This window comes from Loktanella atrilutea (assembly GCF_900128995.1).
Lineage (GTDB): Bacteria > Pseudomonadota > Alphaproteobacteria > Rhodobacterales > Rhodobacteraceae > Loktanella > Loktanella atrilutea.
In genome coordinates this window covers 87,132-110,466 of sequence record NZ_FQUE01000004.1, presented here as the reverse complement: position 1 = coordinate 110,466, position 23,335 = coordinate 87,132, and the positions used below count along the sequence as shown (strand labels likewise).

At 62.4% G+C, this 23,335-nt stretch carries 31 protein-coding genes; 1 reads left to right on the top strand and 30 read right to left on the bottom strand.

All coding sequences use genetic code 11. The features are described from left to right. Positions 1-162 precede the first annotated feature (162 nt). The 29 genes from BUA54_RS10300 to BUA54_RS10160 form a co-directional block, all read right to left on the bottom strand. The gene (locus BUA54_RS10300; RefSeq protein WP_072857173.1) at positions 163-384 is read right to left on the bottom strand and encodes a DUF1127 domain-containing protein; all 222 of its coding nucleotides are present in this window, start codon (positions 382-384) and stop codon (positions 163-165) included. A 223-nt stretch (positions 385-607) separates the two neighbouring features. After that, positions 608-796: a 50S ribosomal protein L30 gene (rpmD, locus tag BUA54_RS10295; protein ID WP_072857172.1), complete on the bottom strand. Its 189-nt coding sequence runs from the start codon at positions 794-796 to the stop codon at positions 608-610. 12 nt (positions 797-808) lie between these two features. Then, the gene (gene rpsE, locus BUA54_RS10290) at positions 809-1,420 is read right to left on the bottom strand and encodes a 30S ribosomal protein S5 (protein WP_072857171.1); all 612 of its coding nucleotides are present in this window, start codon (positions 1,418-1,420) and stop codon (positions 809-811) included. Between the two features lie 106 nt (positions 1,421-1,526). Beyond that, the gene (rplR, locus tag BUA54_RS10285; RefSeq protein WP_072857170.1) at positions 1,527-1,886 is read right to left on the bottom strand and encodes a 50S ribosomal protein L18; all 360 of its coding nucleotides are present in this window, start codon (positions 1,884-1,886) and stop codon (positions 1,527-1,529) included. 11 nt (positions 1,887-1,897) lie between these two features. Next, on the bottom strand, positions 1,898-2,434 hold the full coding sequence (rplF, locus tag BUA54_RS10280; RefSeq protein WP_072857169.1) for a 50S ribosomal protein L6: 537 nt from the start codon (positions 2,432-2,434) through the stop codon (positions 1,898-1,900). A gap of 10 nt (positions 2,435-2,444) precedes the next feature. Continuing rightward, the gene (gene rpsH, locus BUA54_RS10275) at positions 2,445-2,837 is read right to left on the bottom strand and encodes a 30S ribosomal protein S8 (RefSeq protein WP_072857355.1); all 393 of its coding nucleotides are present in this window, start codon (positions 2,835-2,837) and stop codon (positions 2,445-2,447) included. Positions 2,838-2,852: 15 nt separating this feature from the next. Further along, positions 2,853-3,158: a 30S ribosomal protein S14 gene (gene rpsN / locus BUA54_RS10270; RefSeq protein WP_072857168.1), complete on the bottom strand. Its 306-nt coding sequence runs from the start codon at positions 3,156-3,158 to the stop codon at positions 2,853-2,855. A gap of 15 nt (positions 3,159-3,173) precedes the next feature. Continuing rightward, positions 3,174-3,737, bottom strand: coding sequence for a 50S ribosomal protein L5 (gene rplE, locus BUA54_RS10265; protein WP_072857167.1), 564 nt, complete (start codon positions 3,735-3,737; stop codon positions 3,174-3,176). Then, complete coding sequence (gene rplX, locus BUA54_RS10260) at positions 3,737-4,042, bottom strand: 50S ribosomal protein L24 (protein ID WP_072857166.1); 306 nt, start codon at positions 4,040-4,042, stop codon at positions 3,737-3,739. The genes rplE and rplX overlap by 1 nt, the downstream gene beginning before the upstream one ends. Further along, positions 4,042-4,410, bottom strand: coding sequence for a 50S ribosomal protein L14 (gene rplN, locus BUA54_RS10255; protein WP_009574016.1), 369 nt, complete (start codon positions 4,408-4,410; stop codon positions 4,042-4,044). Before rplN ends, rplX begins: the two co-directional genes overlap by 1 nt. Positions 4,411-4,494: 84 nt before the next feature. Next, on the bottom strand, positions 4,495-4,725 hold the full coding sequence (rpsQ, locus tag BUA54_RS10250) for a 30S ribosomal protein S17 (RefSeq protein ID WP_072857165.1): 231 nt from the start codon (positions 4,723-4,725) through the stop codon (positions 4,495-4,497). A 3-nt stretch (positions 4,726-4,728) separates the two neighbouring features. Beyond that, on the bottom strand, positions 4,729-4,938 hold the full coding sequence (gene rpmC, locus BUA54_RS10245; protein ID WP_072857164.1) for a 50S ribosomal protein L29: 210 nt from the start codon (positions 4,936-4,938) through the stop codon (positions 4,729-4,731). A 170-nt stretch (positions 4,939-5,108) separates the two neighbouring features. Next, complete coding sequence (locus BUA54_RS10240) at positions 5,109-5,732, bottom strand: TIGR02466 family protein (RefSeq protein ID WP_072857163.1); 624 nt, start codon at positions 5,730-5,732, stop codon at positions 5,109-5,111. Between the two features lie 93 nt (positions 5,733-5,825). Then, complete coding sequence (gene rplP, locus BUA54_RS10235; RefSeq protein ID WP_072857162.1) at positions 5,826-6,239, bottom strand: 50S ribosomal protein L16; 414 nt, start codon at positions 6,237-6,239, stop codon at positions 5,826-5,828. Positions 6,240-6,252: 13 nt separating this feature from the next. Then, positions 6,253-6,969 (bottom strand): 30S ribosomal protein S3, encoded by a 717-nt coding sequence (gene rpsC / locus BUA54_RS10230; RefSeq protein ID WP_072857161.1) that lies wholly within the window; start codon positions 6,967-6,969, stop codon positions 6,253-6,255. After that, the gene (gene rplV / locus BUA54_RS10225; protein WP_072857160.1) at positions 6,969-7,349 is read right to left on the bottom strand and encodes a 50S ribosomal protein L22; all 381 of its coding nucleotides are present in this window, start codon (positions 7,347-7,349) and stop codon (positions 6,969-6,971) included. Before rplV ends, rpsC begins: the two co-directional genes overlap by 1 nt. 3 nt (positions 7,350-7,352) lie before the next feature. Further along, positions 7,353-7,631, bottom strand: coding sequence for a 30S ribosomal protein S19 (gene rpsS, locus BUA54_RS10220; protein WP_072857159.1), 279 nt, complete (start codon positions 7,629-7,631; stop codon positions 7,353-7,355). Position 7,632: 1 nt separating this feature from the next. Further along, positions 7,633-8,475 carry a 50S ribosomal protein L2 gene (gene rplB, locus BUA54_RS10215; protein WP_072857158.1) on the bottom strand — a complete coding sequence of 281 codons (843 nt, stop codon included), beginning with the start codon at positions 8,473-8,475 and terminating at the stop codon, positions 7,633-7,635. A 288-nt stretch (positions 8,476-8,763) separates the two neighbouring features. Beyond that, positions 8,764-9,279 carry a hypothetical protein gene (locus tag BUA54_RS10210; RefSeq protein WP_072857157.1) on the bottom strand — a complete coding sequence of 172 codons (516 nt, stop codon included), beginning with the start codon at positions 9,277-9,279 and terminating at the stop codon, positions 8,764-8,766. 207 nt (positions 9,280-9,486) lie between these two features. Further along, a complete protein-coding gene (locus BUA54_RS10205) occupies positions 9,487-9,783 on the bottom strand; it encodes a 50S ribosomal protein L23 (protein WP_072857156.1) in 297 nt (98 codons plus the stop codon). Further along, positions 9,780-10,400, bottom strand: coding sequence for a 50S ribosomal protein L4 (gene rplD, locus BUA54_RS10200; RefSeq protein ID WP_072857155.1), 621 nt, complete (start codon positions 10,398-10,400; stop codon positions 9,780-9,782). Before rplD ends, BUA54_RS10205 begins: the two co-directional genes overlap by 4 nt. After that, positions 10,390-11,256: a 50S ribosomal protein L3 gene (gene rplC / locus BUA54_RS10195; protein WP_072857154.1), complete on the bottom strand. Its 867-nt coding sequence runs from the start codon at positions 11,254-11,256 to the stop codon at positions 10,390-10,392. The genes rplD and rplC overlap by 11 nt, the downstream gene beginning before the upstream one ends. Before the next feature lie 12 nt (positions 11,257-11,268). After that, positions 11,269-11,580, bottom strand: a complete 312-nt coding sequence (gene rpsJ, locus BUA54_RS10190) for a 30S ribosomal protein S10 (RefSeq protein WP_056032218.1) — start codon at positions 11,578-11,580, stop codon at positions 11,269-11,271. 189 nt (positions 11,581-11,769) lie between these two features. Next, positions 11,770-12,165 carry a hypothetical protein gene (locus tag BUA54_RS10185; protein WP_072857153.1) on the bottom strand — a complete coding sequence of 132 codons (396 nt, stop codon included), beginning with the start codon at positions 12,163-12,165 and terminating at the stop codon, positions 11,770-11,772. A gap of 211 nt (positions 12,166-12,376) precedes the next feature. Next, entirely contained in the window at positions 12,377-13,552 is a 1,176-nt protein-coding gene (gene tuf / locus BUA54_RS10180) for an elongation factor Tu (RefSeq protein WP_072857152.1), read from the bottom strand. 63 nt (positions 13,553-13,615) lie between these two features. After that, positions 13,616-15,739 carry an elongation factor G gene (gene fusA / locus BUA54_RS10175; RefSeq protein ID WP_072857151.1) on the bottom strand — a complete coding sequence of 708 codons (2,124 nt, stop codon included), beginning with the start codon at positions 15,737-15,739 and terminating at the stop codon, positions 13,616-13,618. Positions 15,740-15,757: 18 nt separating this feature from the next. Beyond that, on the bottom strand, positions 15,758-16,228 hold the full coding sequence (rpsG, locus tag BUA54_RS10170; protein ID WP_072857150.1) for a 30S ribosomal protein S7: 471 nt from the start codon (positions 16,226-16,228) through the stop codon (positions 15,758-15,760). 66 nt (positions 16,229-16,294) lie between these two features. Beyond that, positions 16,295-16,666 carry a 30S ribosomal protein S12 gene (gene rpsL, locus BUA54_RS10165; RefSeq protein WP_072857149.1) on the bottom strand — a complete coding sequence of 124 codons (372 nt, stop codon included), beginning with the start codon at positions 16,664-16,666 and terminating at the stop codon, positions 16,295-16,297. A 284-nt stretch (positions 16,667-16,950) separates the two neighbouring features. Further along, on the bottom strand, positions 16,951-17,853 hold the full coding sequence (locus BUA54_RS10160) for a DMT family transporter (RefSeq protein WP_072857148.1): 903 nt from the start codon (positions 17,851-17,853) through the stop codon (positions 16,951-16,953). A 128-nt stretch (positions 17,854-17,981) separates the two neighbouring features. On the opposite strand from BUA54_RS10160, the gene BUA54_RS10155 reads away from it, so the two are divergent. After that, on the top strand, positions 17,982-18,956 hold the full coding sequence (locus BUA54_RS10155) for a cation diffusion facilitator family transporter (protein ID WP_072857147.1): 975 nt from the start codon (positions 17,982-17,984) through the stop codon (positions 18,954-18,956). A gap of 60 nt (positions 18,957-19,016) precedes the next feature. On the opposite strand, the gene rpoC is transcribed toward BUA54_RS10155, so the two are convergent. Continuing rightward, positions 19,017-23,276, bottom strand: a complete 4,260-nt coding sequence (rpoC, locus tag BUA54_RS10150) for a DNA-directed RNA polymerase subunit beta' (RefSeq protein ID WP_072857146.1) — start codon at positions 23,274-23,276, stop codon at positions 19,017-19,019. Positions 23,277-23,335: the final 59 nt, after the last annotated feature.

The window sequence follows — 23,335 nt, the reverse complement described above, 5'->3', positions numbered from 1 at the left end:
GAATGATGCGCATGTTCAGCCTTTGCCCTCCCGTTGTGGATGTGACCGATGCGCCAATCTAGGCAGCACCATGCGACCGGTCAACCGACCCGCCGGGCCGCAAACGCGAAACGCCCCCGAACGGGTGTCCGGGGGCGCGATGGCAGGCAAGGAAACGCAGGATCAGACGCGGGCGGCACCGGACCGGGCGATGTCCGCGATCATGTCGCGGGTGACGCCGATATCGGCCAGTTCGTAGTCCGACAGGGCGTTCAGATCGCGGGCGGTCGTGCGATAGGCGCGGCGGCGGGCGAAGGCATCGCGCAGATCGGCGAAGGCGTCGACGACGACCTGACCGAAGCTGGAAGAGGAGACATGGGGGGCAATGTTGGAGTTGTAGGTCATGGGAGGAGCTTTCGGAGATTGGACGGTACAGCGAATCCTGTACGCGTGATATATGACGTTTGTGCTAAGGAATTAGGCATTTTGAAAACTTTAGACAACGTCCGTAAAACCATACCATCCATGCAATTTCCGCATGACACGCGCCTTCCCCGAAACGCGAAACGCCCCCGGTTTTCACCGGAGGCGTTCTGCCGTCCGCACCCGCGGGTGCAGTCGGGATCGCTTAGCCGCGCTCTTCGATGATCTCGACGAGGTGCGGGATGCTGTTGACCATGCCGCGGACGGAGGGCGTATCCTCCAGCTCCCGCGTGCGGTGCATCTTGTTCAGGCCAAGGCCGACCAGCGTGGCACGCTGAACGGCGGGGCGGCGGATCGGGGACCCGATCTGCTTGACGACGATTGTTTTAGCCATGCTCAGGTCTCCTTACGCGTCAGCCGTAGCTTCGGCTTCGGTGGCATTGTGGGCCACGTCGCTTTGCTCGGTCACGTGATCGTCACGCTTGGGCAGGATGTCGGCGACCTTCTTGCCGCGACGCTGCGCCACGGAGCGGGGCGATTGTTCCTTGTTCAGGCCGTCGATGGTGGCCCGGATCATGTTGTAGGGGTTCTGCGATCCCAGCGACTTGGACACGACGTCCTGCACGCCCAGCATCTCGAACACCGCACGCATCGGACCACCGGCGATGATGCCGGTACCCGCGGGGGCCTGACGCATCACGACGCGACCGGCGCCATGACGGCCTTCCATGTCGTGGTGCAGCGTCCGGCCGTCGCGCAGGGCGACGCGGATCATCTGGCGCTTGGCCTGCTCGGTGGCCTTGCGGATGGCCTCGGGGACCTCCTTGGCCTTGCCCTTGCCGAAACCGACGCGACCCTTCTGGTCGCCGACGACGACCAGCGCGGCAAAGCCGAAGCGCTTGCCACCCTTGACGGTCTTGGACACGCGGTTGATGGCGACCAGGCGGTCGGCGAATTCCGGTGTCTGCTCTTCACGACGGCCACGGCCGCCGCCACGATTGTTATCACGTTCTGCCATGTTGGCATCCTTGTCTTGGGTGGCGTTGCCGCCGTTGATACGATCGCAGTGGGACCATGTGCCCCCCGATCATCGAGGCGGACGCCCGAAGGCGCCCGCCTGCACCTTAGATCTTCAGGCCAGCTTCACGGGCGGCGTCGGCGACAGCCTTCACCTTGCCGTGGAACAGGAAGCCGCCACGGTCGAAGTAGGCGGCATCCACACCGGCGGCCTTGGCGCGCTCTGCAATCGCAGCGCCCACCTTCTTGGCGGCCTCGATGTTGTTCTGACCCACAACGCCCAGATCCTTTTCGAGCGTGGAGGCGGACGCGAGCGTCACGCCTTTCACGTCGTCGATCAGCTGGACGCTGATGTTCTTGTTGGACCGGTGAACGGACAGGCGCACGCGCCCGGCGTTCACAGCCCGCAGTTTGTTCCGGACGCGCATGCGGCGCTTCAGAAACAGAGTTCTTTTGCTGTTTGCCATGATATGCGTCCTTACTTCTTCTTACCTTCTTTGCGGAAGATATACTCACCCTTGTACTTGATCCCCTTGCCCTTGTAGGGCTCGGGCGCACGCCACTCGCGAATGTTCGCTGCGACCTGACCGACAAGCTGCTGGTCGATACCTTCCACAACGATCTCGGTCTGCTTGGGGGCCGTCACGGTGACGCCCTCCGGCACTTCGAAGTTGACGTCGTGGCTGTAGCCCAATGCCAGTTTCAGGACATCGGTGCCCTGCATCGTGGCGCGATAACCCACACCGTTGATCTCCAGCTCCTTGCGAAAGCCGGTGGTCACGCCGGTGACGAGGTTCTCGACCATCGAGCGGGTCATGCCCCACTGCTGACGGGCGCGCTTGGACTTGCCGCGCGGCGTGACGGTGATCGCACCGTCCTCGACCGCGAGGGTCACATCGTCGGTTGCCTTGAAGCTGCGGGTGCCTTTCGGCCCCTTCACTTCGATCGTCTGACCGGACACGTCGGCGGTGACGCCAGACGGCAGGGAAACCGGCTTCTTACCAATACGAGACATTGTGTTCTCCTTAGAAGACGGTGCAGAGCACTTCGCCGCCGACGTTGGCGGCCCGTGCATTTGCGTCAGACATCACACCCTTGGGGGTGGAGACAATCGACACACCGAGGCCCTGACGGACGCTCGGCAGGTCCTTGACGGCCATGTAGACGCGACGACCGGGCTTGGAGACCCGCTTCACTTCGCGAATGACGGCTTCGCCTTCGTAGTACTTCAGTTCGATCGAAAAGGCCGGGTGACCGTCCTTGCCGTCTTTCTTGGAGTAGCCGCGGATGTAGCCTTCGTCGGCCAGCACATCCAGGACCCAGCCACGCAGCTTGGACGCCGGCGTTTCCACCGAGGTCTTGCCGCGCATCTGGCCGTTGCGGATACGGGTCAGCATGTCACCGATAGGATCGTTCATCATGATAAATTCTCCTTACCAGCTCGACTTGACCATGCCCGGGATCTCGCCGTTGGAACCAAGGTTCCGCAGCGCGATCCGGCTGATCTTCAGTTTGCGGTAATAGGCGTGCGGACGCCCGGTGAGCTGGCAACGGTTGTGCAGACGCACGGCGGAAGAGTTGCGCGGCAGCTTGGCGAGCGCCAGCGTTGCCTTGAAGCGCTCTTCGACGGGCTTCTCCTGGTCGTTGATGATCGCCTTCAGGCTCGCACGCTTCTCAGCATACTGCGCCACCAGCTTTTCGCGCTTCTTCTCGCGCTCGATCATGGATTTCTTGGCCATAACTTATTCTCCCAATCAGCTGTTGAAGGGCATGTTGAAGTGCTTCAACAGGCTCTTGGCTTCAGCGTCGGTGTTGGCGGTGGTGCAGATCACGATGTCCATACCCCAGTTCTCGTCGATCTTGTCGAAGTTGATCTCGGGGAAGATGAGGTGTTCCTTGATGCCGGTGGCATAGTTGCCGCGACCGTCGAAGGACTTGCCGGACACGCCGCGGAAGTCGCGGATGCGGGGCATGGCCACGGTGATCAGGCGGTCAAGGAATTCGTACATGCGGTGGCCGCGCAGGGTCACTTTCGCACCCAGCGGCATGTCCTCGCGGACGCGGAAGCCGGCGATCGACTTCTTGGCGCGCGTGGTCATGGCCTTCTGGCCGGCGATCGTGGTCAGGTCTTCCTGAGCGGTCTTGGCCTTCTTGCTGTCACGGACAGCTTCTGCGCCACAGCCGATGTTCAGGACGATCTTGTCCAGCTTCGGGATCTGCATCTCGTTCTTGTAGCCGAACTCTTCCTTCAGCTTGGCACGGATGGTGTCCGTGTACTGCTGCTTCAGGCGCGGCGTGTAGTTTGCTTGGTCCAACATCAGAGTGCATCCCCTGTGGTCTTGGCAAAGCGCACCTTGGTGTCGCCGTCCATGCGGAAACCGACGCGGGTCGGCTTGCCGTTGGCGTCGGCGATGGCGAGGTTGCTCAGCTGGATCGGCATCGGCTTGGGCGTGCGACCGCCTTCGGACGATTGCGACTGCTTGGCGTGGCGGATCGCGATGTTCACGCCCTCGACCACGGCCTTGCCGGCCTTGGGATCGACGGACTTGATCTCGCCGGTCAGGCCCTTGTCCTTGCCGGCCAGCACGATGACCTTGTCACCTTTGCGAAGTTTGGCAGCCATTACAGCACCTCCGGCGCAAGAGAGATGATTTTCATGAAGTTCTTGGCACGCAGCTCGCGCACGACCGGCCCGAAGATACGGGTGCCGACGGGCTCGTTGTTGTTGTTCAGGATAACAGCCGCGTTGCGATCGAAACGGATCGCGGTGCCGTCTTCACGGCGAACTTCCTTGGCGGTGCGCACGACGACGGCCTTGCGGACGTCACCCTTCTTCACGCGACCGCGGGGGATCGCTTCCTTGACCGACACCACGATGATGTCACCCACGGAAGCATACCGGCGGTGAGAACCGCCCAGAACCTTGATGCACTGAACACGGCGAGCGCCGCTGTTGTCAGCAACATCCAGATTGGTCTGCATCTGGATCATTTGGTTACCTTTCGACCTTTAAGGCACTTTGCCGATTTCTGTCCGGCGGGCCCTAGGGTTTCGTTGTACTGTTGGCGAACCCTCTTACGAGGCGATCACTTCCCAGCGTTTCGTCTTCGACTTCGGCGCACATTCCTGGATGCGCACCTGATCGCCCACGTTGAACGCGTTGTTCTCGTCGTGGGCGCGGTATTTCTTCGACTTCCGCACGGTCTTGTGCAGCAGCGGGTGCTTGAAGCGACGCTCGACCGACACGGTCACGGTCTGCTCGTTCTGGTTGGACGTCACGACGCCTGTCAGGATACGCTTGGGCATTCTTTAGGCCTCCGACTTGGCGGCGTCTGCCGCTTTCTGGTTGAGAATCGTCTTCACGCGGGCCGCGCCACGACGGGCATTGCGGATCGCCGCGGTGTTTTCCAGCTGGCCGGTGGCCTGCTGGAAACGCAGGTTGAAGGATTCTTTCTTAAGATTCACAAGCTCTTCCCGAAGCTGGTCGGGCGTCTTGTCACGCAGTTCGTTGGCTTTCATGGCCAGTCCTTTCAACATCACTGGAGGGCCCTTGCGGGTCACCCTTCGTCCAGTGGAGTTCACGATGAAGCGCCCCTCTACAGGTGTTGCACCCGTCTGACAACCCCCTACCCCAAGAGTCTTTCCGTCAAGAGATAATGGTCGGTCAGGGACAACCTGCCTTGCTGCCCTCAGTCACCCCAGCGGTAGTTGAAGCTGACGGAGATCCGGTCCTCCTCGGCCATGTTCATCGGCACCTCGTGGCGTAACCAGCTTTCCCACAGCAGCACATCGCCCACATCGGGGGCGACATAGACGAACTGGCGCAGAGCCGCCTCTGCCTCTTTCAGGCGGCCGGGGGCGGCCATCATCATGGGCAGGCGGGGGTCCTCGAACTTGATCGCTGACGTCCCCTGCGGCATCGCCACATAGGTCGTGCCGGAGATCACCGAATGCGGGTGGATATGGGCGGTGTGGATGCCCCCCTCCGGCAGGATGTTGATCCAGAGGTCCTCCAGCTTCAGCTTCTTGTCGCCGAGGTCGAAGGCAAGGTCGGTGGCAAAGGCGCGGACATGCTTGTCGAGCGCCTTCTTCAGCGTCTTGAAGATCGGCATCCGCCACGGCAGGTCGGTTAGGGAGGCATAGGAGGTATAGCCCGGAAAATCATGCGCCTCGCACCACGCCTGCCCCGCCTCGTCGTCCTCGGCAATCGACAGGCAGGTTGCCTCCAGCTCGTCGGCGTCAATGGGTTTGCCATACTTCGAGAGCTTGGCGCGATACAGGCGGGTCACGAAGAGAGAGGAGATGTCTGACATGGGGCAAACCTAATGGATGGGGTGGAATGGCAAAAGCCCCGCCGAATGGGCGGGGCTTTCGGTATTCGGATCAATGCGCCGGGGCGCCTCGGATCACCAGTCTTCGCGAACGACCGTGCGGGTCTTGATCGGCAGCTTCATCGCCGCAAGGCGCAGGGCCTCGCGGGCGGTGACTTCGTCGACGCCGTCGATCTCGAACATCACGCGGCCGGGCTTGACCTTCGCGGCCCAGAAATCGACCGAACCCTTACCCTTACCCATACGCACTTCGACGGGCTTGGACGTGACTGGCAGATCCGGGAAGATCCGGATCCAGACGCGGCCCTGACGCTTCATGTGACGCGTCATGGCACGACGTGCGGCTTCGATCTGGCGTGCGGTGATCCGCTCGGGCTCCACGGCCTTCAGACCATAGGTGCCGAAGTTCAGGTCAGACCCGCCCTTCGCATCACCGTGAATCCGGCCCTTGTGCATCTTGCGGAACTTGGTGCGCTTTGGTTGCAGCATCTTGTGTTACTCCTTACCGGTCACGACGCGGGCCACCAGGACCGCGCGGGATCGCGCCCTCCTGCAGCTCGGCGTGCTTGCGATCGTGTCCCTGGGGGTCGTGCTCCATGATCTCGCCCTTGAAGATCCAGACCTTGATCCCGATGATGCCATAGGGGGTCGTCGCTTCGTAGAGGGCGTAGTCGATGTCGGCCCGCAGGGTGTGAAGCGGCACGCGGCCTTCGCGGTACCATTCGGTCCGTGCGATCTCGGCACCGCCAAGACGGCCGGCGAGGTTCACCCGGATGCCGAGGGCACCCATGCGCATCGTGTTCTGCACCGCACGCTTCATGGCGCGACGGAAGGACACGCGGCGTTCCAGCTGCTGACCGATGTTTTCAGCGACCAGGGCCGCATCCATCTCGGGCTTGCGCACTTCGACGATGTTCAGGTGCAGTTCGGACTTCGTCAGCTTCGCCAGCTTCTGGCGCAGACCTTCGATGTCCGCACCCTTCTTGCCGATGATGACGCCCGGACGGGCCGCGTGGATCGTGACGCGGCACTTGCGGTGCGGACGCTCGATGATCACGTGGCTGATGCCGGCCTGCTTGCACTCTTTACGAATGAACGCCTTGATCGCCAGGTCTTCCAGCAGAAGATTGCCGTAGTCCTTGGTGTCGGCGTACCAGCGGCTGTCCCAGGTGCGGTTGACCTGCAGACGCATACCGATGGGATTGACTTTGTTACCCATTATGCTTGCTCCTCGATCTGGCGCACCAGGATTGTGATTTCCGAGAACGGCTTGACGATCTTGCCGAACCGGCCACGGGCACGCGGACGACCGCGCTTCATGATCAGGTTCTTGCCCACATAGGCCTCGGCGACGACCAGTTCGTCGACGTCCAGGTTGTGGTTGTTCTCGGCGTTGGCGATGGCCGACTGAAGGCACTTCTTCACGTCGCCGGCGATCCGCTTCTTGCTGAAGGTCAGGTCCGTCAGGGCCTTGTCCACCTTCTTGCCACGGATCAGCGCGGCCACCAGGTTCAGTTTCTGCGGGCTGGTGCGCAGCATCCGCAGCTTGGCGCGGGCTTCGTTGTCAGCCACGCGGCGGGGATTCTTGTCCTTGCTCATGGCTTACTTCCGCTTCGCTTTTTTGTCGGCGGCGTGACCGTAATAGGTCCGGGTCGGCGAGTACTCACCGAACTTCTGACCGATCATGTCTTCGCTGACGTTGACAGGGATGTGCTTCTTGCCGTTGTAGACGCCAAACGTCAGGCCCACGAACTGGGGCAGGATCGTCGAGCGGCGCGACCAGATCTTGATGACTTCATTGCGGCCGCCTTCGCGGGACGCTTCGGCCTTTTTCAACACGTAAGCGTCGACAAAAGGACCTTTCCATACGGAACGTGCCATATTACCGGCCTTTCTTCTTCTGGTGACGCGAACGGACGATCAGGCGGCTGGAGGCCTTGTTGCGGTCGCGAGTCTTGTTGCCCTTGGTGCCCTTGCCCCACGGGGTGACCGGGTGACGACCACCCGAGGTCCGGCCTTCACCACCACCGTGCGGGTGGTCGATCGGGTTCATGGCGACACCGCGGACGCTGGGACGCACGCCGTAGTGGCGCATGCGGCCGGCCTTGCCGAGGTTCTGGTTGGAGTTGTCGGGGTTCGACACGGCACCGATGGTGGCCATGCACTCCTGACGGACCAGGCGCAGCTCGCCCGAGGACAGGCGGATCTGGGCGTAGCCACCGTCACGACCCACGAACTGAGCGTAGGTGCCGGCTGCACGGGCGATCTGGCCGCCCTTGCCCTGCTTCAGCTCGATGTTGTGGACGATCGTGCCGATCGGCATGCCGCTGAACGGCATCGCGTTGCCCGGCTTGATGTCGGCCTTCGCGGAGGCGATGACCTTGTCACCGATCGCGATACGCTGCGGGGCCAGGATGTAATTCTGTGTGCCGTCTTCGTACTGGATCAGCGCGATGAAGGCGGTGCGGTTCGGGTCGTATTCGATCCGCACGACAACAGCGGACATGTCCAGCTTGTTGCGCTTGAAATCGACGATGCGATAGAGACGCTTCGCGCCCCCACCGATACGACGCATGGTGATCCGTCCGGTGTTGTTCCGGCCGCCCGATTTCGTCAGACCCTGGGTGAGGGCCTTGACGGGACGTCCTTTCCAAAGCTCCGAACGGTCGATCAGCACCAGCCCACGCTGGCCCGGCGTCGTCGGTTTGTACGACTTGAGTGCCATGTTTCTGTCTTCCGTTTGCTTGGCGGGGCTGGCGCGCAGCCCCTGAAGTGAAGGCCCCCGTAGGTGCCAAGGAATAAACCAAACGGCCCCGGAACGAATCCGGGGCCGGGTTGGTGGGCGGCTGATAGCAGGGCGGGGGTGGGGTGGCAAGGGGTCGAAAATTGCGCTTGCGAAGTCAGGGCCCTCCATTCACCACTTTTAGGCTTACGTCCGCCCCATCGATAAACATTATAGTACCTTTTAGCGCCACACTTAGCCCTTTATAAGGGCGATGCATTTCACCATTCTTCAACTAAACTGCGGCATAAGCTTAATTAGCACAGAACTTGAATTTGCGAAGTTTTTAGCCTGCCCCTGCAGTCTATAAGCCCATTTATAGCCATGAAAGAAGTTATTCCTGAACCTATATACGACACGGATCAAAATCTCTGCGTCCTTTGAATGGTCGACGCTAGAATTTAACAAAACGTCTTTTATTTCGTCCGCCCGATCATGCTCTCGAAAGGACGCGCCCGGCCAAGTGCTACGCTCCGCACCGTCGGATTCAAAAAAATGAGCCCGAAAATAAGCTTTCTCCTCCGATAGGTCGCAATCCGGCAAATGCTGCGATACCGCATAATCTCGCGCCACGCTCAAACTCATCGAAGGATAGGGCTGCGCCTTCTGAAGAATCGTCATTACTTGAAGCTCAAAAACTCCCCATATGAAGCTGAAAGATCCCGCCTCTTGCTTTTCGGACATTGAAAGCTGATTAAAAAACTCCTGATTTTCAATCCATTTCGTCGCTTCACCCGTCTGCGCCATATTAGGCTCTCCTACTTTTTACCCTAGAACGGAAACATAGACCTGGCCGATGTGCAATATCTTACGTTGAATCAGGACTTTTTTTTGAAGATGAGATTAGATTCTGCAACCTTTAAATATTCTTAAATGAAATTACTTTTCTAATGACAACAAAAGGCCCCCCGCTTGCGCAGGGGGCCTTCCTTCATTCCAACAGTAGAACCCGTCTTACAGACCGGTGCTCACGTCGATCGTGTTGCCCTCTTCGAGCGTCACGTAGGCCTTCTTGACGTCCTTGCGGGTGCCCAGCGAACCGCGGAAGCGCTTCACCTTGCCCTTGGTGATCGTCGTGTTGACGGCCTTCACCTTCACACCGAACAGCGCCTCGACGGCCTGCTTGATCTGCGGCTTGTTGGCGTCGATGGCGACCTCGAAGACGACGCCATTGGCCTCGGACATCATGGTCGCCTTTTCCGTGATGATCGGCTTGCGGATCACGTCGTAGTGTTCTGCCTTCGCGCTCATTTCAGTCGAGCCTCCAGTGCTTCGAGACCGGCCTTCGTGATGACCAGCGTATCGCTTTTCAGGATGTCATAGACGTTGGCGCCGACCGACGGCAGCACGTCCAGATTGGCCAGGTTGCGCGCCGCGCGGGCGAAGTCGGCGTTGACCTCGGTCCCGTCGATGATCAGCGCGCGCTTCCAGCCGCGGTCGTTCACGTGCTTGGCCAGCGCCGAGGTCTTGGCGTTGTCCACGGACAGCTGGTCGATGACCACCAGCTCGCCCGCCGCCTGCTTGGCGGACAGCGCGTGGCGCAGGCCCAGCTTGCGGAACTTCTTGGTCAGCTCGTGGCCGTGGCTGCGCGGGGTCGGACCCTTGTAGACACCACCGTGACGGAAGATCGGCGCGCCCTTGGACCCGTGGCGTGCGCCGCCGGTGCCCTTCTGGCGATAGATCTTCTTGGTCGAGTAGGACACGTCGGACCGGCCCAGCGTCGCATGGGTGCCGGCCTGCGCGTTGTTGCGCTGCCAGCGGACCACACGGTGCAGGATGTCTGCGCGCGGCTCCAGCCCGAAGATGGCGTCGTCCAGTTCCACGGAACCAGCGGATGCGCCGTCGATCTTGATTGCATCAGCCTTCATTTTTGTCACCACCTTCTTCAGCGTTGGTTTCATCCACGGACTTGGCGTCGTTTGCCATTTCCGCTGCGGCGGCTTCTTCTGCGGCCTGCTCTGCCTCGGCTGCGGCCTTGGCGGCTGCGGCTTCTTCAGCGGCGGCTGCGTCGGCAGCTTCCTGTGCCAGACGCTTGGCTTCATCGTCCAGCGACTTCAGACCGGCGGGGTACATCACGCCTTCGGGTGTCGCCTTCTTGACGGCATCCTTGACGGTGACCCATGCGCCCTTGGACCCCGGAACCGCGCCCTTGACCATGATCAGGCCACGGTCGGCATCGGTCTTGACGACCTGCAGGTTCTGGGTGGTGACACGGGCAGAGCCCATGTGACCGGCCATCTTCTTGCCTTTGAAGATGCGGCCCGGATCCTGACACTGGCCGACGGAGCCGTGCGAGCGGTGCGACACGGACACACCGTGCGACGCGCGCAGACCACCGAAGTTGTGGCGCTTCATGACGCCGGCAAAGCCCTTGCCGATGGACGTGCCGGAGATGTCGACGAACTGGCCCGCGAAATAGTGGTTCGCGGTGATCTCTTCGCCGACGTTGATCATGTTCTCGGGGGCGACGCGGAATTCCGCGACCTTGCGCTTGGGTTCCACGTTCGCCTTGGCGAAGTGGCCACGCATCGGCGCGCTGACGCGCTTCACCTTGGCGGTGCCGGCGCCCAGCTGGACGGCGGTATAGCCGTCACGCTCGGGCGTGCGCTGTGCGACGACCTGGAGGTTTTCCAGCGCCAGCACGGTCACGGGGACCTGGCGGCCGTCTTCCATGAAGAGACGGGTCATGCCCAGTTTCTTCGCGATCAATCCTGTGCGGAGCATTGTCATCCTCCCTTACACGCTGATCTGCACGTCCACGCCGGCGGCGAGGTCGAGCTTCATCAGGGCGTCCACGGTCTGCGGGGTCGGGTCGACGATGTCCAGCAGGCGCTTGTGCGTGCGGATCTCGAACTGGTCGCGCGACTTCTTGTCGATGTGCGGACCGCGCAGAACGGTGAATTTCTCGATCTTGTTCGGCAGGGGGATCGGGCCACGGACCGACGCGCCGGTGCGCTTGGCGGTCGAGACGATCTCTGCGGTGGAGGCGTCGAGGACGCGGTAGTCAAACGCCTTGAGGCGAATGCGGATGTTCTGGCTGGCTGCCATGTGACATCACCCTTCTGATAAGGGCTCTAACGGAGAGGAGGAGACAGGCTCATCCGGCCCCCTCGTCGCGTCTTATGTGTAACTTAAAAAGGGCACGCGACGGCGCACCCTTGGCAAGTGGGGGCCGTATAGGGTGAGTCGGGGGCGGCATCAACCCCTGTTTTGCGCCCCGCGGCGCGGCCCGCGGGATTACTGGATCGACAGGTCCAGATTGAACGGCACGGTCGCGCCGCTATCCTCGTCGTTGCCCATCAGATAGACGCGGATCGTGTAGGTCCCCGCCTCCGGCAGGTCGATCAGGGCGCTGTTGCCGTCAATGGAGGCATTGTAGATCGCCAACCCGTCGCTGCCGGGCGGCAGGATGTTGAAATAGACCGTGCCGCCGCCGTCACGCGGGGTCAGCTCGGCGAACATCTTCTGTCCGGCCCCTGCCCCGAGCCTGTAGTCGATGTACGCCTGCCCGGTGACCTGGCCCTCGATCATGGTGCCGTAGTTGCCGGCGGCGAACTTGACCTCCTTCACCTCCTGCGCAGAGGCGATGAGCGGTGCGGCGGTGATCGCGATGGCGAGAAGAACGTGTCGCATGAGCCCGATTCCCTTGCTGTCGATCCGGCAAAGTTACCACAGACGGCCCTTCCGACGAAGGCTTGAGCAAGGATCGAAGCGGCGTGTCTCGCAGCAAAAAGGCCGCCTCCTTTCGGAAGCGGCCTTCTTTGTTCTCATTGATCGGCCGAGTGGGACATTCTCATGGTTTGCAGGCAAACCACTGCCATGTCCCACCCTCCAAACTTCCGGCTTACGCCAGAATTTTGGAGACCACGCCGGCGCCGACGGTGCGGCCGCCTTCGCGGATGGCGAAGCGCAGGCCGTCTTCCATCGCGATCGGGGCGATCAGCTCGACGTTGAACTTCAGGTTGTCACCCGGCATCACCATCTCGGTGCCCTCGGGCAGCATCACCGTGCCGGTCACGTCCGTCGTGCGGAAGTAGAACTGCGGGCGGTAGTTCGCGAAGAACGGCGTGTGACGGCCACCCTCTTCCTTCGTCAGGATGTAGGCCTCGGCCTCGAACTTCGTGTGCGGCGACACGGACTTCGGCTTGCACAGAACCTGACCGCGCTCGACGCCGTCACGGTCGATGCCGCGCAGCAGGACGCCCACGTTGTCGCCCGCCTGGCCGGAGTCCAGCAGCTTGCGGAACATCTCGACACCGGTGCAGGTCGTCGTCTTGGTGTCCTTCAGACCCACGATCTCGATGCTGTCGCCGACGTTGATCACGCCACGCTCGATGCGGCCCGTAACCACGGTGCCGCGGCCCGAGATCGAGAACACGTCCTCGATCGGCATCAGGAACGGCAGGTCGACCGCACGGGCCGGGGTCGGGATGTACTCGTCGACGGCGGCGATCAGCTTCTTGATCGACTCCTCGCCGATCTCCGGCTCGGTGCCGTTCATCGCGTGCAGGGCAGAGCCGCGGATGATCGGAATGTCGTCGCCGGGGTAGTCGTAGGAGCTGAGCAGCTCGCGGATCTCCATCTCGACGAGCTCCAGCAGCTCCTCGTCGTCGACCTGATCGACCTTGTTCATGTAGACGACCATGTAGGGAATGCCCACCTGGCGGCCGAGCAGGATGTGCTCGCGCGTTTGCGGCATCGGGCCGTCGGCGGCGTTCACGACCAGGATCGCGCCGTCCATCTGGGCGGCGCCGGTGATCATGTTCTTGACGTAGTCGGCGTGGCCGGGGCAGTCGACGTGGGCGTAATGCCGGTCGGCGGACTCATACTCGACGTGTGCGGTCGAGATGGTGATGCCGCGGGCCTTCTCTTCGGGGGCGCCGTCGATCTGGTCGTAGGCGCGGAAGTCGCCGAAGTACTTGGTGATCGCCGCCGTCAGCGTCGTCTTGCCGTGGTCAACGTGACCGATGGTCCCGATGTTCACGTGCGGTTTGTTGCGTTCGAACTTTGCCTTAGCCATGGTGGCCTCCTTGGTGTGCGAATGGGGGATGCGGGGCGCGGGGACAGGCCCCGCGCGCGCCGCTTATGCGTATTTCTTCTGGATCTCGTCCGAGATGTTCTGCGGCACGGGCTCGTAGTGATCGAACTGCATGGTGAAGTTCGCACGACCGGAGGTCATGGACCGCAGGTTGTTGATGTAGCCGAACATGTTCGCCAGCGGCACGAAGCAGTTGATGACGTTCGCGTTGCCGCGGCTGTCCTGCCCCTGCACCATCCCGCGACGGGAGGTCAGGTCGCCGATGACGCCACCGGTGTATTCTTCCGGCGTGACGACTTCGACCTTCATGATCGGTTCAAGCAGCTTGGCGCCAGCCTTGCGCAGACCTTCACGCATGCACATCCGTGCCGCGATCTCGAACGCGAGGACCGAGGAGTCGACGTCGTGGTACTTGCCTTCCAGCAGCTGCACCTTGAAGTCGATGACCGGGAAACCTGCCAGCGGACCGGAGTCCATGACCGACTTGATGCCCTTTTCGACGCCCGGAATGTATTCCTTCGGCACCGAACCACCCACGACCTTGGATTCGAACGAATAGCCTTCGCCCGGCTCTGTCGGCATGATCAGCAGCTTCACTTCGCCGAACTGCCCCGAACCACCCGACTGCTTCTTGTGGGTGTAGGTATGCTCGACTTCGTGACCGATCGTCTCGCGGTAGGCCACCTGCGGCGCACCGATGTTGGCCTCGACCTTGAACTCGCGACGCATGCGGTCGATCAGGATGTCGAGGTGAAGTTCGCCCATGCCGCGCATGATGGTCTGACCGGATTCGAAATCGGTCTCCACGCGGAAGGACGGGTCTTCGGCGGCCAGACGGGCCAGTGCGACGCCCATCTTCTCCTGGTCGGCCTTGGTCTTGGGTTCGACGGCGATCTCGATCACCGGCTCGGGGAAGGTCATCGTTTCCAGAACGACGGGGTCCTTTTCAGAGCAGAGCGTATCGCCGGTCGTGGTGTTCTTCAGACCACCCAGCGCGATGATGTCGCCGGCAAAGGCTTCCTCGATCTCTTCGCGGTTGATGGCGTGCATCATCATCATCCGGCCGACGCGTTCCTTGTTCCCCTTGGTGGAGTTCAGCATCGAGTCGCCCTTGGTCAGCTTGCCCGAATAGATCCGGGTAAACGTCAAGGAGCCGACGAAGGGGTCGTTCATGATCTTGAACGCCAGGCCGGAGAACGGCATGTCGTCGTCCGCGCGGCGGGGGATGCTGCGCGTCTCGGTCTCGTCACCGGGCTTGAAGCCCATGTAGTCGACCACGTCCAGCGGGCTGGGCAGGAAGTCGATGACGGCGTTCAGCAAAGGCTGCACGCCCTTGTTCTTGAACGCGGACCCGGCGGCCACCGGCACGAAGGACAGGCTCAGCGTGCCCTTGCGGATCAGCTTGCGCAGGGTCGCCTCGTCGGGCTCGTTGCCCTCCAGGTACTGCTCCATCGCGTCGTCGTCCATGTCGACGGCGGTCTCGATCAGCGTGGCGCGCCACTCGTCGGCCAGTTCCTGCAGGTCGGCACGGATCGGCTTGCGGACCCAGCTTGCGCCGAGGTCTTCACCTTCCCAGACCCACTCTTCCATCTTGATCAGGTCGATGATGCCTTCCAGCTTGTCCTCGGCCCCGATCGGCAGGCTGATCGGAACGCCGGTCGCACCGGTGCGGTCCTTGATCATCTTGACGCACTTGTAGAAATCGGCGCCGATCTTGTCCATCTTGTTGACGAAGACGATCCGCGGCACCTTGTAGCGGTCCGCCTGACGCCAGACGGTTTCGGTCTGCGGCTCGACACCGGCGTTGGCGTCCAGCAGGCAGATCGCACCGTCGAGCACGGCGAGCGAACGCTCGACCTCGATGGTGAAGTCCACGTGGCCGGGGGTGTCGATGATGTTGAAGCGGTACTTCGTGTCCGACGTGCCTTCGGCGGTCGGGTCTTCCTGACGCTGCCAGAAGGTCGTGGTCGCAGCAGAGGTGATCGTGATACCCCGCTCCTGCTCCTGCTCCATCCAGTCCATGGTGGCGGCGCCGTCGTGGACTTCGCCGATCTTGTGGGACTTGCCGGTGTAGAACAGGATGCGTTCGGTCGTCGTGGTTTTACCCGCGTCGATGTGCGCCATGATCCCGAAGTTCCGGTAGCGCTGCAGAGGATAGTCGCGTGCCATTGTGGTGGTGCTCCTGAATTACCAGCGGTAATGGCTGAACGCTTTGTTCGCGTCGGCCATCTTGTGTGTGTCTTCGCGCTTCTTCACGGCAGTGCCGCGGTTGTTCACCGCATCCAGCAGTTCGCCGGCAAGGCGCTCTTCCATCGTGTTCTCGTTGCGCTTCTTCGCGGCGGCGATCAGCCAGCGGATGGCCAGCGCCTCGCGACGCTCGGGGCGGACTTCGACGGGGACCTGGTAGGTCGCACCGCCGACGCGGCGCGAACGTACCTCGACGGAGGGTTTGATGTTCTCGAGGCACTCGTGGAACACTTCCACGGGCGACTTCTTCAGCTTGCCTTCCACACGCTCGAAAGCGTTGTAGACGATCCGTTCGGCGACGGCTTTCTTGCCGTCGACCATCAGGTTGTTCATGAATTTGGTCAGAACGGTATCACCGAACTTGGCGTCCGGCAGGACCTGGCGTTTTTCAGCGGCGTGACGACGTGACATGTCTTTTTCCTTCTATCCAGTTGCGGGCGAAATCCCGGGCATCGGGCCTCGGGTCGGCCGAGTTTCTTACTTCGGCCGCTTCGCGCCGTACTTGGAGCGACGCTGCTTACGGTCCTTGACGCCCTGAGTATCCAGCACACCGCGCAGGATGTGGTAACGGACACCCGGAAGGTCTTTCACACGGCCGCCACGGATCAGGACGACAGAGTGTTCCTGCAGGTTGTGGCTTTCACCGGGGATGTACGAGATGACCTCGAAGCCATTGGTCAGACGGACCTTGGCGACCTTCCGCATGGCGGAGTTCGGTTTCTTCGGCGTCGTCGTGTAGACACGCGTGCAGACGCCGCGCTTCTGCGGGCAGCCTTCAAGGTGCATGGACTTCGACCGGGTGACTTTGGGCTGACGCGGTTTGCGGATCAGCTGCTGGATCGTTGGCATTGGGCTGTTGTCCCCATCTTTCTTGTGTGGCGACCACCGGGGCCGCGGATTGACGACGCGTGCAAATCCATTCGGAAAAGCACAAAAAATCCGCAGTCGAACCCTTACCGGAGGTTCGGTGCGGTGGGTTCCAGAGGAACAAGGCCTTGCCAGCCCGGTTCTTGACCACTTCAACTCTGATATCGGGTTTGGACACACTTCGCCCGGACCCGGATGTGGGGCCGTATAGGCCGTCGGACGGGGGGTGTCAACACCGGCGACAGGCCGCGAAAGCGCAGGAAAACCTAGCGGATGCGGTCCGGAACGACGCGCCGGCGCAGGGCCAGCTTGCGTTCCCGGAACAGGGTGAAGATGCCGGTCGCGACCACGATTCCCGCCCCCGACAAGGTCAGGGCAGAGGGGAATTCGGCAAAGAACACCAACCCCAGCACGATCGCCGTCAGCAGGCTGGCATAGCGGAACGGCGCGACGAAGCCGATCTCTCCCACCCGCATCGCGGCGACAGAGAAGATGTAGCCGAAGATGACGAAGACGGTAGCGCCCCCCAGATGCGTCGCCTGCGCAAAGGTCATCGCCTGCCACTCTTCCGTCAGCGACGCGAGTCCGGCGAAGATCGTGACCGCGAGGGCCGCCACCAGCGACACCATCATCGAGGGCACGGACCGCGACAGCTTGCGCACGATCAGGTCGCGCAGGGTGACGCAGGCCACCGCGGCCAGTGCATACAGGGAATAGATGTTGAAATCGGCTCCGCCGGGCCGGACGATCAGCATGACGCCGCCAAAGCCCACGAGGATCGCGACCAGCCGCCGCCACCCCAGCGCCTCTGCCATGAACAGCGCGCCCGCAAGGCTGACCGACAGGGGCAGCACCTGCATGATGGCGCTGACGTTGGCGATCGGCATGTTGAACAGCGCGGTGATGAAGAAATAGGCCCCGCCGATCTCTGCCGCGGCGCGCAGCCACATGATGCCCCAGTCCTGCCGGGGCATGTCGAACCGCAGCTGGCCCATCAGCCGCGCCATGATGGCCAGACAAACCGTTACGCCGATGCCGCGCAGAAAGATCAGCTGCCACAGCGGCAGGACATCCCCCAGCGATTTCGTGAAGCTGTCGTTGATTGTGAACGTGACCATCGCCCCTGTCATCAGGGCCGCGCCGCGCATGTTGTCCGATATCTGTGCCATGCGCCCGCAGTATCAGCGCGCCCTGCCCCGCGCCAGACCACGCCGCGCGATCCCGCGCGATTTCCGCGGCGGTGGAACCTCCGATCCCTGCCCCGCGTCATACCGTATCAAACAGGTTAGAGAGCCCCATGTCCGAAAACGCCTCGCATCAGGACGGCGGCAAGGCCACCGTCTATGCCGCCCTCTTCGCCAATCTTGGAATTGCGGTGACGAAATTCATCGCCGCCGCCTTTTCCGGGTCCTCCGCCATGCTGGCCGAGGGAATCCATTCCACCGTGGACACGGCGAACGAAGGCTTTCTGCTGCTGGGCATGTCCAAGGGCAACAAGCCCGCCGACCGGGACCATCCCTTCGGTTACGGCGGCGAGGTCTTCTTCTGGTCCTTCATCGTCGCAGTGCTGATCTTCGCACTCGGCGCCGGCCTGTCGATCTATGAAGGCGTCCGCGCGATCCTTCACGGCGGGCACGAGGCGGAAGGCGTGCCGTGGATCCCCTTAACGGTCCTCGGCGTCTCGCTCTGTTTCGAGGGCTATTCGCTGTCCGTTGCGATCCGCGAATTCATGAAGGGGCGCGCCCACCGCGGCCTGATCCGCGACCTGCGCGACATGAAGGACCCCTCGATCTTCGTCGTGCTGGCGGAAGACACCGCCGCCTGCCTCGGCCTCGTCATCGCCGCCGCCGGCCTTGCCCTGTCGTGGCTCACGCACGATCCGCTCTACGATGCCAGCGCCTCCATCGTGATCGGCGTGGTGCTGGGCATCACGGCCATCCTGCTGGCGATCGAGGTCAAGGGCCTGCTGATCGGCGAGGCAGCCGCCCCCGAGATGACCGACAGGATCCGCGAGATGGTTCAGAAGATCCCCGAGATCCAGCACATCAACGAGATCCGCAGCCTGCACCTTGGCCCGCATCAGGTGCTGCTGACCCTCAGCATCGATTTCGCCGACGACGTCCTGTCTCAGCGGATCGAGGCGATCGTGACCGACCTCGACCACGACATCCGGCAGGCCTTCTCCATCGTGCACTCGGTCTTCCTCGAGGTGCAGTCGCGCGACGGCCACCGCAGGATCGCCGAGGAGGTGCGAGACACCGCCTCCGCCTGACGCAAAAGGGCCCCGGCATCGCTGCCGGGGCCCTTTCATCTGGTGTCGCGGGTCCGCGCCTTATTCGTCGCGGCTCTCCGGCGTGTCCACGATCATCGTGTCGAAGACGTCGCCGCCGACCACGTCGGGCTGCGCGGGCGCAGGCTCCGGTGCGGCCAGACGGGCGGCCTCCTCGGCCTCCTCGCGGCGGGCCTCGATCACCACGTTGTCGCGCGAGGCGGCGATGCCGCGGATGCGGCTGGTCGCCCCACCCGTGCCCGCCGGGATCAGGCGACCCACGATGACGTTCTCCTTCAGGCCGACCAGCTTGTCACGCTTGCCCTGCACGGAGGCTTCCGTGAGAACGCGCGTGGTTTCCTGGAACGACGCCGCCGAGATGAAGCTGCGGGTCTGCAGCGACGCCTTGGTGATGCCAAGCAGGATCGGCTCGCCCGTGGCCGGACGATCGCCGCGCTTCAGCGCCTTCTCGTTGGCCTCGTCGAACTCTGCCTTGTCCACGGTCTCGCCCTTCAGCAGAACCGTGTCGCCGCTGTCCTGGATCTCCCACTTCTGGAGCATCTGGCGCACGATGACCTCGATGTGCTTGTCGTTGATCTTCACGCCCTGCAGGCGATAGACGTCCTGCACCTCGTCGATCATGTAGTCGGCCAGCGCCTCGACACCCATGACCGCAAGAATGTCGTGCGGGGCCGGGTTGCCGTCCATGATGTAGTCACCCTTCTGAACGAAGTCGCCTTCGGCCACCGGGATGTGCTTGCCTTTCGGCACCATGTATTCGACGCGGGTCTCGGAATCGTCGTTCGCCTCGATCGCGATGCGGCGCTTGTTCTTGTAGTCCTTGCCGAACCGGACATAGCCGTCGATTTCCGCGATGATGGCGTGATCCTTCGGGCGACGTGCCTCGAAGAGTTCGGCCACACGCGGCAGACCGCCGGTGATGTCCTTGGTCTTGGCGCCTTCACGCGGAATACGCGCGACGACGTCGCCGGCCTGGATGTCCTCGCCGTCCTCGACGGACAGAACCGCGTCCACCGACATGGCATAGCTGACCGGGTTGCCGTCGTCCTTCAGCGCCGGTTCCCCGTCGGGGCCTGCGATGATGATCTTCGGTGCCAGCTCGTTGCCCTTGGGGGCCGCGCGCCAGTCGGCCACGATGCGCTGGGTCATGCCCGTCGCATCGTCGGTATCCTCGCGGACCGCGATGCCGTTGACGAGGTCCACGTAACGGACCTTGCCGCCCTTCTCGGCGATGATCGGCAGGGTGAACGGGTCCCATTCGAACAGCTTGTCGCCGCGGTGGATGTCCTGACCTTCCTTGACGAAGACCTTGGACCCGTAGCCGACCTTGTGGGTCGCCCGTTCGACGCCGTTGTCGTCCACGATCGCCAGAACCATGTTCCGGCCCATGACGACCTGATCGCCCGCGGTGTTTTCCAGCAGCGACGCGCTGCGGAATTCGACCTTGCCGGGTTGGCTGGCCTCGAGGAACGACTGCTGACCACCCTGCGCCACGCCGCCGATGTGGAAGGTCCGCATCGTCAGCTGGGTGCCGGGTTCACCGATGGACTGCGCGGCGATGATGCCGACAGCCTCGCCGATGTTGACGCGCGTGCCGCGCGCCAGGTCACGACCGTAGCAGGTGGCGCAGACGCCATCCTCGGCCTCGCAGGTCAGCGGCGACCGGATCCGCATCTTGGCGACGCCGGCGACGTCGATCATGTCGGCCTTGCGCTCGTCGATCAGCTCTCCGGCCTCGACGATCACCTCGTCGGTGCCTGGCTTCAGCACGTCATCGGCAGACACCCGGCCCAGCACACGCTCTGCCAGCGACGACACGACCTCGCCGTCGTTCACGGCCGCTTCCGCCGTGATCGCACGATCGGTGCCGCAATCGACCTCACGGATGATGCAGTCCTGCGCCACGTCCACCAGACGCCGCGTCAGATAGCCGGAGTTCGCGGTCTTCAACGCCGTGTCCGACAGACCCTTCCGGGCCCCGTGGGTGGAGTTGAAGTATTCGAGAACGGTCAGACCTTCCTTGAAGTTCGAGATGATCGGCGTCTCGATGATCTCGCCCGACGGCTTGGCCATCAGTCCGCGCATCCCGCCCAGCTGCTTCATCTGCGTGACGGAACCACGGGCACCGGAGTGCGCCATCATGTAGACGGAGTTCGGCTCGTTCTCCGCACCGTTCTCGTCCACGCCCGCCTTCGAGATGGTGGACATCATGGCGTCCGTCACCTTGTCGTTGGCTTTCGACCAGGCATCGACGACCTTGTTGTACTTCTCACCCTGGGTGATCAGACCGTCCATGTACTGCTGCTCGAAATCCTTGACCAGATCGCGGGTCTCGTCGACCAGCGCCCACTTGGTATCGGGCACGACCATGTCGTCCTTGCCGAACGAAATGCCGGCCTTGAACGCCTCGCGGAAGCCCATCGTCATGATCTGGTCGCAGAAGATCACGGACTCTTTCTGTCCACAGTAGCGATAGACCGTGTCGATGACCTGCTGCACCTCTTTCTTGCGCAGCAGACGGTTCACAAGGCTGAAGGGCGCCTTGGCATTCAGCGGCAGAAGCGCGCCCAGCCGCAGACGGCCCGGCGTCGTCTCGAAGCGCACGATGATCTCGTTGCCCTCGTCGTCGATCTGCTTCATCCGCGCCGTGATCTTGGCGTGCAGATGCACCTGACCTGCGGTCAGCGCATGCTCGACTTCCTCGATGTTGGAGAAGGACATGCCCTCGCCCTTCATCCCGTCACGCTGGATCGTGGTGTAGTAGAGGCCAAGGATCATGTCCTGCGACGGCACGATGATCGGCGCGCCGTTGGCGGGCGACAGCACGTTGTTCGTCGACATCATCAGGACGCGCGCCTCGAGCTGGGCTTCCAGCGAGAGGGGGACGTGAACGGCCATCTGGTCACCGTCGAAGTCGGCGTTGAAGGCGGAACAGACCAGCGGGTGCAGCTGGATCGCCTTGCCTTCGATCAGGACCGGCTCGAACGCCTGGATGCCCAGACGGTGCAGCGTCGGCGCCCGGTTCAGCATCACGGGATGCTCGCGGATGACCTCGTCCAGAATGTCCCAGACCTCGGGACGCTCCTTTTCGACCAGCTTCTTCGCCTGCTTGACGGTCGAAGACAGACCCTTCGCCTCCAGCCGCGAGTAGATGAACGGCTTGAACAGCTCCAGCGCCATCTTCTTGGGCAGGCCGCATTGGTGCAGCTTCAGCTCCGGACCCGTCACGATGACGGACCGGCCCGAGAAGTCGACCCGCTTGCCCAGAAGGTTCTGGCGGAAGCGGCCCTGCTTGCCTTTCAGCATGTCGGACAGCGACTTCAGCGGACGCTTGTTGGCCCCCGTGATGACGCGGCCGCGACGACCGTTGTCGAACAGCGCGTCCACGGATTCCTGCAGCATCCGCTTTTCGTTGCGGACAATGATGTCGGGCGCGCGCAGTTCGATCAGCCGCTTCAGGCGGTTGTTCCGGTTGATGACCCGACGATAAAGGTCGTTGAGGTCGGAGGTCGCGAAGCGGCCGCCGTCCAGCGGCACCAGCGGGCGCAGCTCTGGCGGGATGACCGGGATCACGGTCAGCACCATCCACTCCGGCCGATTGCCGGATTCGATGAAGTTCTCGACGATTTTCAGGCGCTTGATGATCTTCTTGGGCTTCAGCTCGCCGGTGGCCTCTTTCAGGTCAGCACGCAGCTGCTCTGCTTCGGCGTCGAGGTCGATCTGCGCCAGCATCTCGCGGATCGCTTCCGCACCGATGTTCGCCTGAAACGCGTCGGCGCCGTAGGCGTCCTGCGCGTCGTTGAACTCTTCCTCGGTCATCAGCTGGCCGTAGGTCAGGTCCGTCAGACCCGGTTCGATCACGACGTAGTTCTCGAAATACAGGATGCGTTCCAGATCGCGCAGCGTCATGTCCAGCATCAGGCCGATGCGGCTGGGCAGCGACTTCAGGAACCAGATGTGCGCGACGGGTGCCGCCAGCTCGATGTGGCCCATCCGCTCGCGGCGGACCTTCTGCAGCGTGACTTCCACGCCGCACTTCTCGCAGACGACGCCGCGATACTTCATCCGCTTGTATTTGCCGCACAGGCATTCGTAGTCCTTGATCGGACCGAAAATGCGCGCGCAGAACAGGCCGTCCCGCTCTGGCTTGAACGTGCGGTAGTTGATGGTTTCCGGCTTCTTGATCTCGCCGAAGGACCACGACAGGATCCGTTCAGGCGATGCGAGGGAGACCTTGATCTCGTCGAAGGTCTTCACCGGTGCGACCGGATTGAACGGGTTGTTTGTCAGTTCCTGGTTCATCTTCAATTCCTTGAATTGGGGTGCAGTAAGAGGGGACGGGGCGGCAGCACGCCGCCCCT